Source organism: Candidatus Saccharibacteria bacterium oral taxon 488 (genome assembly GCA_010202465.1).
Lineage (GTDB): Bacteria > Patescibacteriota > Saccharimonadia > Saccharimonadales > Saccharimonadaceae > Nanosynbacter.
This window is the reverse complement of sequence record CP047919.1, coordinates 88,790-101,633: the sequence shown is the minus strand read 5'-3', so window position 1 is coordinate 101,633 and position 12,844 is coordinate 88,790. Positions and strand designations below refer to the sequence as shown.

At 48.5% G+C, this 12,844-nt stretch carries 12 protein-coding genes; 2 read left to right on the top strand and 10 right to left on the bottom strand.

The window, feature by feature from the left end; translation table 11 throughout:
- Window positions 1-56: 56 nt before the first annotated feature.
- Both GWK76_00515 and GWK76_00510 read right to left on the bottom strand, forming a co-directional pair.
- The gene (locus GWK76_00515; GenBank protein ID QHU91825.1) at window positions 57-1,715 is read right to left on the bottom strand and encodes a hypothetical protein; all 1,659 of its coding nucleotides are present in this window, start codon (window positions 1,713-1,715) and stop codon (window positions 57-59) included.
- On the bottom strand, window positions 1,693-2,187 hold the full coding sequence (locus tag GWK76_00510) for a hypothetical protein (GenBank protein ID QHU91824.1): 495 nt from the start codon (window positions 2,185-2,187) through the stop codon (window positions 1,693-1,695). Before GWK76_00510 ends, GWK76_00515 begins: the two co-directional genes overlap by 23 nt.
- A gap of 64 nt (window positions 2,188-2,251) precedes the next feature.
- Here GWK76_00510 and ychF point away from each other — a divergent pair, with 64 nt between their 5' ends.
- Window positions 2,252-3,331 (top strand): redox-regulated ATPase YchF, encoded by a 1,080-nt coding sequence (ychF, locus tag GWK76_00505; protein QHU91823.1) that lies wholly within the window; start codon window positions 2,252-2,254, stop codon window positions 3,329-3,331.
- 69 nt (window positions 3,332-3,400) lie between these two features.
- Here the strand turns inward: ychF and GWK76_00500 are convergent, their stop codons facing one another.
- The 5 genes from GWK76_00500 to rpsF form a co-directional block, all read right to left on the bottom strand.
- Window positions 3,401-4,120, bottom strand: coding sequence for a TlyA family rRNA (cytidine-2'-O)-methyltransferase (locus GWK76_00500; protein QHU91822.1), 720 nt, complete (start codon window positions 4,118-4,120; stop codon window positions 3,401-3,403).
- A gap of 444 nt (window positions 4,121-4,564) precedes the next feature.
- On the bottom strand, window positions 4,565-5,125 hold the full coding sequence (efp, locus tag GWK76_00495; protein ID QHU91821.1) for an elongation factor P: 561 nt from the start codon (window positions 5,123-5,125) through the stop codon (window positions 4,565-4,567).
- A 278-nt stretch (window positions 5,126-5,403) separates the two neighbouring features.
- Complete coding sequence (gene rpsR / locus GWK76_00490; GenBank protein QHU91820.1) at window positions 5,404-5,607, bottom strand: 30S ribosomal protein S18; 204 nt, start codon at window positions 5,605-5,607, stop codon at window positions 5,404-5,406.
- Window positions 5,608-5,618: 11 nt separating this feature from the next.
- Entirely contained in the window at window positions 5,619-6,047 is a 429-nt protein-coding gene (gene ssb, locus GWK76_00485) for a single-stranded DNA-binding protein (protein ID QHU91819.1), read from the bottom strand.
- 37 nt (window positions 6,048-6,084) lie between these two features.
- Complete coding sequence (rpsF, locus tag GWK76_00480) at window positions 6,085-6,444, bottom strand: 30S ribosomal protein S6 (protein ID QHU91818.1); 360 nt, start codon at window positions 6,442-6,444, stop codon at window positions 6,085-6,087.
- A 136-nt stretch (window positions 6,445-6,580) separates the two neighbouring features.
- Here rpsF and GWK76_00475 point away from each other — a divergent pair, with 136 nt between their 5' ends.
- Window positions 6,581-7,390 carry a prephenate dehydratase gene (locus GWK76_00475; protein QHU91817.1) on the top strand — a complete coding sequence of 270 codons (810 nt, stop codon included), beginning with the start codon at window positions 6,581-6,583 and terminating at the stop codon, window positions 7,388-7,390.
- A gap of 132 nt (window positions 7,391-7,522) precedes the next feature.
- Here the strand turns inward: GWK76_00475 and GWK76_00470 are convergent, their stop codons facing one another.
- The 3 genes from GWK76_00470 to GWK76_00460 all read right to left on the bottom strand — a co-directional run bounded on the left by GWK76_00470 (window position 7,523) and on the right by GWK76_00460 (window position 12,834).
- Window positions 7,523-7,699 (bottom strand): hypothetical protein, encoded by a 177-nt coding sequence (locus GWK76_00470; protein QHU91816.1) that lies wholly within the window; start codon window positions 7,697-7,699, stop codon window positions 7,523-7,525.
- Window positions 7,700-8,371: 672 nt separating this feature from the next.
- Window positions 8,372-10,594: a hypothetical protein gene (locus tag GWK76_00465; GenBank protein ID QHU91815.1), complete on the bottom strand. Its 2,223-nt coding sequence runs from the start codon at window positions 10,592-10,594 to the stop codon at window positions 8,372-8,374.
- A gap of 71 nt (window positions 10,595-10,665) precedes the next feature.
- A complete protein-coding gene (locus GWK76_00460; protein ID QHU91814.1) occupies window positions 10,666-12,834 on the bottom strand; it encodes an RNase J family beta-CASP ribonuclease in 2,169 nt (722 codons plus the stop codon).
- Window positions 12,835-12,844: the final 10 nt, after the last annotated feature.

The window sequence follows — 12,844 nt, the reverse complement described above, 5'->3', positions numbered from 1 at the left end:
AGCCCAACGGCACCGACTCCGATCCACCACCTTTGGGTTTTTAACTGCAGCGCCATCTATCGCCTCACCCTCGTCAGTGATGTCCTGACTTCCGCATTATTATTACCCGCACTACCGTCTATCCCGACACCAACTCGCACATCCGCCCCCCAGAACTGAACTTTTGGCCGTCCAGCGACTCTTGCACAATCTACCGCATAGCGAAACGTACTGGTATTCACATGTTGGTTATATGTACTCACAATAGTCATATAGCACAACTGGTCACCAGTCGTCATTGTCACTCCACTCAAATTATCCTTGCCAAGCGGAATTTCCAGCCCACCTCGCTGGATAATTGTTCCCGCGCCATTACGTGCCAAATTATTTGATGTGCAATCTGCCACCTGCAAACCCGGTCGACTATTTTTAATCGTGTTCTTGGCGATATAACAATCCCAATCGCCCACTAAATTACCCGGCGAACGTCTATCATACGGCACAACAGCTCCCTCACCGCCCGGCACGGTATAATTTCCACCGCCCCTTAACACAAACCGCACCACAGCATAATTTGCCCGATTTGACCGTGTCGATCCTGTATGATTAATCCGCGCGGTCACGCCACTCACCTCAATCGTTCCTTCATTAATATAATCTGGCGCCTGCACCTCCGGCCGCAACTCATAATCATACGGCACCGATGCACAGGCATTCGATGAGACCCCCCAGCCATCAGTATTCCACGCACCCGGCAGCCATAAAATCTTTTGACACACTGTTTTACCGACATCATCCTGCGTCACGATCCCCTCAGCCCCAAAGACATTATTATATGGCTTAACGTCGCTCGGCTCATAAAACGTATTCCACGGGCTAGCACTACGCGTATACGGCGACGCCCACGCATGATGCGTTGTCGTACCATTAACATCCTGATTAATACCTATGCGCTTTAGAGTATAGGGAGGAATTGTATATGAAGAATTATTTCTCAAGTAATGAAAAAATCGTACACGCTGTCCTGGTGCAGCAGTCGTGTTTTGCACTAAACTGCCACCATTGATTGACACTCGCGATTGCCCTTCAACAGTCCATTGGTTTGGCGCCTGCTCACGCTTAATCCACACCTCGACATCTTGTGTCGCACAAGCACCGCTACCGCCTGGACTACTATAGAAACAGCGCCGCACCTGCAAAATGATACGGCCGGAACTTCCTGGCGCAACTACACCAGATATGTCAATTCCATTTACTCGAATGCTGCTACCGCCATCAACCCAGTGGTACGCGCCTGATGGATGCGTCCCCCGATCAAGCGTACCGCCAGACAGTAATGTCCGACCATTCTGACTAACCGTTACATTTGTCGCCCAAACCCGTGCTCGCGACTGACCGTTGCCGTTCACCGACCCCCTCAAGTCAAGTGATAATGACGTCGCATTCCAGCTAACGGTGTTAATAACATCATTCGTATACGACGTCCCAGGCGACGACATCCACATCGCACCGCACCGCGTTCCACCGCCCTTACAGATATATTGCACCGCAAACCGTTCACCATCATTGCGTGCATTAATACACATCAAACGTCGTCGACCGCTCAAACCGCTACAGTCCACCGCCTCTGCTCTATCCGCACCAATAATCGCCAACGTCGATGCGACAATCACAAGTGCCAGCATATAGCCAATAATGAGCCGCAGTCCGACCCTAGCCCTGACCCGGTGTACCATCCTTATTCCCCGCACCCGCATCAGCCTTACCGATCTCGACCAGTGCTTTTACCGTATCCTGATTAATACCCAGTCGATAAAACGGCTCGACCGCCTGGCGCATCTTCATTGAGTTGATCAACCCTTGATGAATCTGATCAATCCGCTGGCGATCATTCCGTAGTGATGCATCGTGAAGCACAACATAGTGACACACCGTATCGTCACCCGGGCCGCCACGCTCTGAAATCTTCTTCACCAGCCCCTCAAGCGCTGTCGGACCATACCCATTCGGTGCAGCGATAATTGATTGATATTCTTTTATCATATCCTCGCCACATATCATCTTAGCGGTTGGCGCGATATCTTGGCTCGGCTCTTTTAATCCAACATGCAATCGCCCCATCACCATCATGATAACGGCGACTATCGCCCCGACACTCAACACGATACCCACTATCATAAATATTCGCGAGACAATAACCTTATTCATACTGCTTATTCTAATACATATTATATACTGAGGCAAGTTTGTATAATTTGTTATAATACACGATATGAGTCTATCAATCGGAATCGTCGGCCTGCCAAATGTCGGTAAGTCGACCATATTTAATGCACTTACTAACAATAATATTCTAGCGGCTAATTACCCGTTTACCACCATTGAACCGAATACTGGCATCGTACCGGTTCCCGATGAGCGGCTCGATGTACTCGCAAAACTGTATGATACGCAAAAAATTATCCCCGCGACCGTAACGTTCGTCGACATCGCTGGATTGGTAGCTGGCGCCTCAAAAGGAGAAGGGCTTGGCAATAAATTCCTGCACAATATTCGCGAATGCGACGCCATTATCCACATCGTTCGCGCCTTTGAAAACTCAGATATATTACGACACGACAATACCCCGATTAACCCTCAAGCCGACATTGATATCATCAATACCGAACTTATCCTTGCCGACATCCAAACCATAGAACATCGTCTGCCTCGTCTCCAAAAAGAAGCCAAAGCCAAGCCGGAGGCACGACAGGTCGCTACACACCTTGAAACACTCCTGACATCACTTAATTCAGGTACGCCGATAGCATCCATAGAAAATATCAAATATGAGATAATTAATGATCTTCATTTACTCACTGCCAAGCCAATTATTTATACATTTAATGTTGACGAGGCGGGGCTCGGCGACCATGCCCTGCAGGAAAAGCTTACCAAACTCGTCGCGCCAGCCCGAGTATTATTTATTTGTGCCAAGCTTGAAGAAGAGCTCAGAGAATTATCAAATAATGACGCATTGGAACTGCTTGATAGCTACGGAGCTTCCGAAACTGGATTGTCGCAGCTTATCCATGCCGCGTACGACACACTTGGTCTACAGAGCTATCTCACGGCAGGTCAGAAGGAAGTTAGAGCATGGACAATACATAAAGGCTGGACGGCGCCACAGGCTGCTGGCGTCATCCACTCAGACTTTGAGCGCGGATTCATCGCTGCACAAGTCATTAGCTACCACGACCTTGTTGCCGCAGGTTCAGAAGCTAAGGCCCGTGAAGCGGGTAAAATACGTACTGAGGGTAAAAATTACATCATGCAACCTAACGATGTCGTCGAATTTCGGTTCAATGTCTAACCTTATTGTATAGTATACTACGTTGCCATAAATACAACGATGCTATTTTTACTACAGTTATTACCTCTGTTATTTTTTCAGTTGTAGCTTATAGAAGCGCTCAACGTTACCCTTACTGCCAGCGACGGTGCTATCCTTTTTATCAAGAACTACAAAATACTGTTTTGCCCATTGCTCAAAATCGGTCAGGATCTTTCGTCGTATAGCAGCATTTTTTACAACACCCTTTTGTACCAAATGACGCCCTGCCTCAAACTGCGGTTTTACCATTGCTACAAGCACCGTCGCACTGCCCATCAGCCGTTTTGCAACGTGTGGTAGAATGTCGCGCAGACTAATAAATGACACGTCTCCCACGATAATGTCTGGTGGACAATCAAGCTCAAAGTCACGAATGTCTGTCTTTTCGTGTAATATTATACGCCGATCGTCACGCAGTCGATGATGCAACTGATTCGTGCCCACATCAACAGCATACACGCGTCGGGCGCCATGACGCAGCGCAAAATCAGTAAATCCACCAGTACTCGACCCTATGTCCAGCACTGTTTTCCCCTGAAAGTCCAACCGAAAACTATCCGCCACACTCGCTAGTTTGAGGCCTGCACGCGAAACGTACCGCTCACGAGTCAGCAATGTAATGTCTGCTGTATCATTAACGAAACATCCGGGACGCGTCGCCACCCTACCATTGACCATGACTTGCCCTAAGCCTATCCAATTCTCTGCTTCTGAACGCGATTCAACCAACCCACGTTCTAGTATCATTTTATCTAATCGCTGCTTCATGTCACTTCTCATTGTAGCCTGAATACATATTTTTCTCAATCACTAGTGACCTATTGTGATAGTAGAACTGCTGTTATAAATACATCAATAATTATTCTTACTTTTACCTATAGGCCGATCTTCGCTATCGTTAATTCTACGTTAACTAAAATACAACGTTGTATACTACACACCAGTGTAATTTATACATCAATAGTTATATTTACCTCTGTAGTGGCCAAGGATACTCTCACCATTATCGCAAATAGACCCATAATTTTCATGAAAACAGTTGTCGTATGTATCACCAAAAACACCCCACCAGCTATACATATATTACGTTGTATTTTTAGCATCAATACCTAAACTCTTGCTCCACTCTTTATCGTTATTTGATGTATTAACAACAACAAAAAGCATCGCCCGAACACCCTGGGCGACGCTTCCGACAAGAAGACCCCTTTGTTATTTTTTGCGCTCTCGATATTCACCCGTCGCTGTGTCAACACTGACAATATCGCCCTGTTTAATGAATGCTGGTACCTTAATAATAAGGCCCGTCTCAAGCGTTGCATCCTTAAGTACGCTTGAGGTTGTATCGCCCTTTACGACATCTTCAGTATATGTAACTTCGAGATAGAGATTTTTTGGTAATTCAACATTAATCACTCGCCCATCAAACACCTGGAGATTCAGCTCACAACCCTCTTTCAAATAATCTTTCGCCTCATCTACCACATCATTAGACAATTCAAATTGTTCAAAATTTTCTGGATCCATGAAGCAGAACATATCTCCGTCATGATATAAATATTGAACAGTCTTGCTAGCCACTTCAGCTGGCTCAATTTTGTCTTGACCCTTAAAGGTCTTCGGGATGACACTTCCATCCAGTAAGTTTTTCAATTTAACGTTCACAATAGAACCTCCACGCCCCATAACCTTCTGTCCATATTCAATGACGCGATATGGCTTACCGTCAATCTGACAAACCGTACCCTTTTTAAGATCTGTCGGCTGATACATATTGTTTTTCCTTTCCTATAACTATTAAGCTACCGTACCTAATTCTAACATTCTTTCGGACGGTAGAGTATTTCTCGCTGACTGAACATATTTTTTACTCAAATACCCCACGGTGGTCTTAGTAACATCATAATACTATCTTGTATCAAAAATAAAAATACGCTGTACAGCCGCCCACAAACAACAGTGGCCCGTGCCTTACCCTGCACAGACCACTCGACTCTCTTTCTTATCTATAAATACGTTCGGGGGCTAGAGAGTTCCCTCAATGTATACTTTTATTGCCCTTGCGATACAAACGGCAGCAATGCTAAGTGCCGAGCACGCTTGATTGCCACTGCCAAGCTACGCTGCTGCTTGACACTGAGACCCGTCTTCGCTATCGGCTCAATTTGACCATACGCATTAACATAGCGCATTAATGTTTTAACATCCTTATAGTCAAAAACCGTTGGGGTGTCCTTCTTTAATCGTTTTGCCATTTTGTTCTCCTTTAGAACGGTATCTCGCTAAGATCGATCGGCTTATCGTCAATATCCGCTACGGTCTCAGCCTGCTTAGTATTAGTATTACGTGGTGCGGTTGTATTCGCGCTATCGCCGCTCGGAGCGTCAAGGAATGTTACATCGGTCGCCGTCACTTCAATACGCGAGCGGCGCTTGCCGGTTTCTTTATCATCCCAGCTGTCCTGTCGCAACCGACCCTGCACCAACACGCGGCGGCCCTTTGACAGGTACTGCATCACCAGTTCGCCCAATTTTTCCCACGCGGTAACGTCGAAGAAATCAGCTTGATCATCCTGTCCGGCACGATCAACCGCGATACTAAAGCTAACAACTGTCCGACCTGATGGCGTTGTCCGCTGCTCTGGATCGCGCGTTAACCGCCCTAGTAAAATAACTTGGTTGATACTTCGTGCCATGATGACCCTCCTTTTTTATTATGTATCGCGTCGAATATTAGGCTTCTTTATCAGCCGCCTCGGTAGCGACCTTAGCTTCGCGCTCTTTCTGCTCAGCAAGCGCTCGACGTGTCTTCTCGTCGGTCTTAACCAACAAATAACGAAGCACCTCGTCGGTGATATTCAGAACATTTGATATCTTGAGCGGCGCACTGCTTGGCAACTTCACCTCAAAGTAAACATACACCGCAAAGTCTTCACGACGAATTGCATAGGCTAGCTTTTTCTTGCCCCAATTGTCTTCTTTAGTAATTTCGCCACCATTGGTAGTGACAAGCGACCGGACCTTGTCTAGGGCCGTATCCAAATTTGCTTCCAAATCTGGGTGAATAAGAACAGTCAGTTCGTATTCGTTCATGTTTCCTCCTTTGGAATCCATTACGGATGGTTATGTTATCGCACATAACCTTAGGTTATTATTCCTCCGTATTATACGGTAATCTAATGCAAAAGTCCAGTGATGCACCCCGCCAGACCATGCTACAATAGGGTCCATGCGTATCGCCATTCAAGGACAAGCTGGGTCATTTCACGAACAAGCGGCAAAACAATGGTATGGATCTGACATCACCATTGTTCCGTGCATGACCTTTGGCGATGTCTTTCAAACCTATGCTCGCAGTAAGGCCGACGCCGTTGTCGTGGCAGTGGAAAATACCATTTACGGCACCATCAACGAAACTTACCGTCACATTGAATCCTGCAGTGCTCCCATCGTCGGGGAAGTAACACTTACCATTCAACAAACACTCATCACCAATCTGGGCACAAAACTTGAAGACATTACCGCTGTCTATTCACATCCTGTCGCCTTGTCACAATGTCAGCGTTTTCTCCAAGAACGCCTACCGCAAGCTGCACAAATTGAATATTTTGATACCGCTGGCGCTGTCGAATTCATCAAGCAACAGGGTTCACCACACCTGGCAGCCATCGCCGGTGAAACCGCTGCCCAACTATACAATATGCCAATTCTCAGGCGGCACATCCAAGACGGTCAGGACAACATCACTCGTTTCCTCGTCCTTGATCCAACCGCCACAGTGACTAACGCTAATCGAGCAACGCTTGTGGTGACCACTGCCCATCAACCAGGCAGCCTCCTTGAAATACTCCGCACATTCGCCGATCAGTCCATTAACCTCACCAGCCTCCAGTCCCAACCCATCATCGGCCAACCATGGAACTACAAATTCTTCATGACCGTTGACGCTGCCGGCCCGTCATTGCATCACGCCATCAATAAAATTACCTCAACTGGTCACAAAGTAACATTACTCGGTGAATATCTGGCGGCACGTTAGTTTACTGAGAAGGCAAGATATCGGATATATCACCATCGGTCGCGAGCCGATCAAATAGGCTTTTTGCCGCATCATATACCTTAGCACTCTCCACGGCCCGACCATTAATCTCTCCCTTAGCCGGTACCGCCGCTATGCTCCATAATCTGGTCTCGATGGCGAGACAGACTTTGGTGAAACGATTGTAATTTCCTTAGTCTCCGACCAACCATCAGCAGTCTGTCTGTGCGACCATTCCACTTTCGTCGGTAACACGCCTTCTAGAGCCGGCAGTAGTGCTTCTGGAGATTCGATATGCTGATGTGCCATAGGTTCTGGAGACAAAAAATCCAACCGCCACGTTATCCGATCCGTCTGTCTACTCTTTGCGCCGACCTCAATTATATCAGTGGTAACTTCTACTGCGATCTCACTTCCACCAAACCTTTTGTCGCCTTGAGCAACATCAACCGATACCACGTGTCCCTTATCATCTGTAATTGTTATTGACTGCTGTTTAGGCCTATTGTGATCATCATAATAATCTTGGCGAACGAGTCGAGCAGCATTACTATCAACCGACTTCCCTGCAGCAGTAAGAACTCGTCCAGCAACATCGCGCGCAGACTGGACTATATTGGGATCCTTTAAAAAGCCCTCTGCTTCTTGACGGCCTTCGGTCTCCGGCAGGGTAAAGGTGATTTCTTCCGCTCTTGAATTATCATTGGACTCTTTGGATGTTCCACCATCGGTATTTTCTACTGATGGTGCGGGCGGAACATCGTGTGACCGACCAAGACTATACCCAAGTATGCCCGATACGGCTAACGTGACCGCGGCAACCCCAGCACAAGAGGCTTTCTTAACTTGTCGCCTCTACTATCAGGAGATAATTCTCCATTATTTCTACAACTTATGTGCGCCATGTAGCCATCCTTCCACATACAAATCAATTTCTCACTTAGAATATTATAACCTATAAAAATAATTATGTCAAGCTAGCTATTGCCCTAGCTCGTCGACACTTGAAACCAAAACATCACGAGCTTTTGAGCCGTTCGCTGGACCGACAATGCCACGCTCTTCCATCTCTTCAATCAGTCGCGCTGCCTTGCCGTAGCCAATCCGTAGCCGTCGCTGCAGATAGCTAGTAGAGGCCTTGCCACCCTCGATCACCACTCGCACCGCGTCCATAAATGCTTCGTCTTCACCACCACCGCCGCTAAAGTCAACTGCCAGGCCGCCCTTGCCATTTAGTTGTACTGGCTGCGCCACCACCTCATCATTGTACTGCGGCGCCGACTGCATCCGCAGGTGATCAGTAATTTTATTGACCTCGTCATCGGTCACCCACGCGCCCTGGATACGTTTTGGCTTACTCATGCTCGGCGTATACAGCAGCATATCACCCTGACCAAGCAGCTTCTCAGCACCAATTTGATCAAGAATGGTCCGCGAGTCAACCTGCGACGCCACGGTAAAGCCGATACGCGCCGGTACATTCGCCTTGATCAATCCGGTAATTACGTCAACACTTGGCCGCTGCGTTGCCAAGACCAGGTGGATGCCCACCGCCCGCGCTTTCTGCGCCAAGCGAACGATCAGCGCCTCGACGTCGCGTGCCGCCACCATCATCAAATCGGCTAGCTCATCAATTACAATAACGATGTACGGCATCGCCCCGTCTTCGTGCTGTTGAATATTGCCATCGGCGTCCGCTACCGGGATTTTTTTAGCTCGCGTAGCTAGCCGTTGATTATACCCTTTAATATCGCGGATCTTCTCCGCCGCCAGTAATTTATAGCGCCGCTCCATCTCATTGACCGCCCATTTCAAGGCCGAAATAGTCTTTTCTGGCTCAGTAATCACCGGGGTCAGCAAATGTGGAATGTCTTCATACGGCGCCATTTCCACCTGCTTTGGGTCAACCAAAATCAACTTCATATCGCTCGGGCTGTTGCGATATAGCAAACTGGTCAGTAGGGTATTAATCATCACCGACTTACCAGAACCAGTCTGTCCAGCGATCAACATATGTGGCATTTTGTTGAGCTCACCGACCACTGCTTCACCAGAGATGTCCTTACCAATCGCAAAGCTCAGCGGCTCGCGAGCATTCTTCCACTGCTTAGAATCCAACACGCCATACAGCCGCACATCAGCGGCCCGGCGGTTCGGCACCTCAATACCAACGGCTTTCTGTCCAGGAATTGGCGCTTCAATCCGCAGGCTCTGCGCCGCCAAATTCAAAGCAATATTCGTCTCCAGCGCCGTGATGCGTGTCAACTTCACACCACTCGGCGGTCGCAAGGTATACTGCGTCACTTTCGGCCCAATATTTGCGTCTTCCATCTCCACATCAATATTGAACTCTGCCAGGGTATCGTGAATAATCTGTGCGTTTTGCCGAATATCACCAGCGTCAGCTGGACTTTGCTTTTTCTCTAGCAGATCAAGGCTCGGCGCCTGCCAGTTCGGGTCGTGTGCCGCCACTAGTGCTGCTTGCTCCTCAGCTGCCTTATCCCGCGCCACGCTACCGCGCAGACTACTCAGCGGTGACGTCCTTCTATCTTTTGGTGTGACGGGATCAACGGTCGGGACGCCAGCATTCAACTTGATGTCGCTCGATGATTTGGCGCTGGCCGCATCCTCGCGAGCCGCCTTCTTCATCACCGCCGCATTGTTATCCTCCTCGGAGTGGTCGCGCTTGAGCGCCTCGGCGATTTTCTTGATCACCATAAACGGCGACGTCTGAGTAATAAATAGCGCCGTGATGATGATGAGGACCACATATATCAAAGCAGCGATGCCCGGGTCGACCATGGCGCTCATCGCCCGATTGGCCGTATCACCGATAAATCCACCAGCATTTGGGCGGGTTGGTGTCTTTAATAATCCAAACAAACCAGACAACCACACCACCTCGAGGATGGCTGCTAATTTCATCGCCAGCGGCAACCGATTATTCTCCGCCCGGAAAATCTCCACAGCAATATATATCAGCAAAATCGGCAGCCCATACATCGCGTAACCAAGCATGCTCAGAGTCGCCTTATGTAGCCACTCCAGCACCGGGCCACCAACACCAAACCACGCCACCATCAGAAGAAGCGACAACACAACGAGCAGTACCGCGCCGACTTGCGCCCAAAAGCCGCTCGGCACATCATGCTTTGGAGCTGTGGAAACTGATTTCTTGCGGGTAGATTTTCGTTTTTTTGGCATACCTGTTTTTATTATATCACTTTACCGACATCCACATTGTAGCATATTTTACAACAAATAGCAAGCGTGAGCTAGTACGCACGCACTCGACCGACCTCCCGAGCCTTGGTGTCATTCGCCTCGGTGTCTGGCACCTGGCGGCGCGGGAAGCGGCGGCGCGGCATAGTTGGCAGAGTCATTTTCGGTTCCGTCGCTGAAGCGGTGGCAGGTTTTCTGCTACGCACCGGTGTCTTTACAGTAGAAGCATTCGAAGCAGTAGTCGATTTTACCGTTTTCAAACCGCCGACTTCGTTAATTACCGGAATAACAATCGGCGTCCGGCGCGTCTGGTCGTACAAAATATGTGTAACTTCGTCCTTGATTTCCTTTTTCACCACGTCAAGGTCGTACTTACCAGCAAAACTGCGCGCTGCCTTCTGTTTCAAATACTGACGAATCATATTCATCAATTCCTCGGAATCACGCAGATAGATGAAACCGCGGGAAATAATGTCTGGGCTGGTCAGTAACCGACCGGTGCCGCGTTGCACCGTCAATACCACCACGAACATTCCCTCTTGAGACATATGAATGCGGTCTTTCAGTACCACCTCGGATACAATAGCACCCGTATCATCATACATCACGCCGCCAACTTGAATTCGACCGGCTTTCTTGGCTTGGCGTTCAATATCAATTTCAATAATGTCACCAGCGTCACACACAAAGATATTCTTCCTCGGAATACCACACTCTTTCTCTGCCAGCCGCGCATTGTGCACCAGCATGTGGAATTCACCGTGAATTGGCATATAGTATGTTGGGTTCAAGGCATTAATCAGCTTAATGTGATCGTCGTAGTAACCATGACCCGACAAGTGCAGCGGCCCGATCCCCGTCAAGTGCGTCTTGCCATTCTGAATCACATCAGAGCCCTCGCGCATTAAGCCATCGACTGTTCGCACCACGTTTTTCTCATTGCCCGGAATCGGATTAGAGCTAAACACCACCACGTCAGAGCCTTTGATCTTCATGTATTTATGCGCGCCAGTCGCCATACGGCTTAGCACGGCATTAAACTCACCCTGCGAGCCAGTACAAACCACGGTAATCTGGCTATCCGGCAGCTTGATGATATCTTCCATCTTCATGACGGTATTTTTCGGGATCTTAATGGTTCCTGAGCGCAGCGCCACTTCCAAGTTCTGAATCATCGAAAATCCGGCAAACGCCACCTTACGCCCATGCTTATGCGCTTCTTCCAAAATTAATTGCAAACGGTGTACCTGTGATGAGAAACAACTTAAAATCACTCGACTATTACTAAATTTATCCATCACCTGACCAATGGAATATTGAATATCAAACTCAGTGTGGGTATGTGTACCGGCCGATTCACAGTTGGTCGATTCGTTCATGAACATCAACACGCCTTCTTTGGACGCCACTTCAGTCATCCGTTTGAGGTCGAACTTCTGACCATCAACCGGACTTTCCTCAAATCGCCAGTCACCAGAGTCAATCACCACGCCCAGCGGCGTCCGAATCACCACCGCCGTTGAATCTGGAATCGAGTGATTCACCCGCACCAATTCTACCGAAAAGTGCTTCGACACCTGAACAACTTCGTGGCTCAATGGGTCCATCACCCGAAAGTCCGGCTGGAAATCAGTATCCGCGTCAGCCAGCGACTTATCTAGCATGCCGATGGTAAATTTCGATGCATAGACCGGTGCTGGAATCCGGTGGATAAAGTGCCGGAATGAACCAATGTGATCAAGGTGCCCGTGGGTGAACACATGCGCCTTGATCTTATGCTTATTTTCTTCTAGCCACGTGATATCTGGCGTGATGTAATTAATACCTGGATAATCGCTCCCCGGAAACAGGAAACCCATGTCCACAATGATAATCTCATCGTCATACTCAATGGCGTTCATGTTTTTACCGATACCCATTTCGCCGACACCGCCGATTGGGATAATCCTCAACTTCGGTTTGCCGCCGCGAGTGCGTTTTGGCTGCATTTTGGCGCTAAATTGCTCGCCGCCATAGCCGTTGTAAACTGATTTGTTGACCGGAATATCGATCACGTGCTGCGACGCCCTGAGATTAACGTTCTCACTCGTGCGCCGCTGCGCCCGAAACACCTCACCCTTGCGAGTAGTAGTGCTATTCATCACCGCTGTGTTACTTTTTTTTGTAGCTGGTCGTTTTGACTGATCATCGCCCTTCGGCGTCGCAAGTCGTCTCTGGCCCATGCGTATTGTT

Bases quoted from the DNA above. Each gene is read 5' to 3' on its own strand.
- efp (QHU91821.1), bottom strand. From the start codon at position 5,125: ATGTATCAGCCGACAGATCTTAAAAAGGGTACGGTTTGTCAGATTGAC.
- GWK76_00510 (QHU91824.1), bottom strand. From the start codon at position 2,187: ATGAATAAGGTTATTGTCTCGCGAATATTTATGATAGTGGGTATCGTG.
- ychF (QHU91823.1), top strand. From the start codon at position 2,252: ATGAGTCTATCAATCGGAATCGTCGGCCTGCCAAATGTCGGTAAGTCG.
- GWK76_00460 (QHU91814.1), bottom strand. From the start codon at position 12,834: ATGGGCCAGAGACGACTTGCGACGCCGAAGGGCGATGATCAGTCAAAA.
- GWK76_00515 (QHU91825.1), bottom strand. From the start codon at position 1,715: ATGGTACACCGGGTCAGGGCTAGGGTCGGACTGCGGCTCATTATTGGC.
- rpsR (QHU91820.1), bottom strand. From the start codon at position 5,607: ATGGCAAAACGATTAAAGAAGGACACCCCAACGGTTTTTGACTATAAG.
- GWK76_00470 (QHU91816.1), bottom strand. From the start codon at position 7,699: ATGGCACATCAGCATATCGAATCTCCAGAAGCACTACTGCCGGCTCTA.
- GWK76_00465 (QHU91815.1), bottom strand. From the start codon at position 10,594: ATGCCAAAAAAACGAAAATCTACCCGCAAGAAATCAGTTTCCACAGCT.
- GWK76_00475 (QHU91817.1), top strand. From the start codon at position 6,581: ATGCGTATCGCCATTCAAGGACAAGCTGGGTCATTTCACGAACAAGCG.
- GWK76_00500 (QHU91822.1), bottom strand. From the start codon at position 4,120: ATGAAGCAGCGATTAGATAAAATGATACTAGAACGTGGGTTGGTTGAA.
- rpsF (QHU91818.1), bottom strand. From the start codon at position 6,444: ATGAACGAATACGAACTGACTGTTCTTATTCACCCAGATTTGGAAGCA.
- ssb (QHU91819.1), bottom strand. From the start codon at position 6,047: ATGGCACGAAGTATCAACCAAGTTATTTTACTAGGGCGGTTAACGCGC.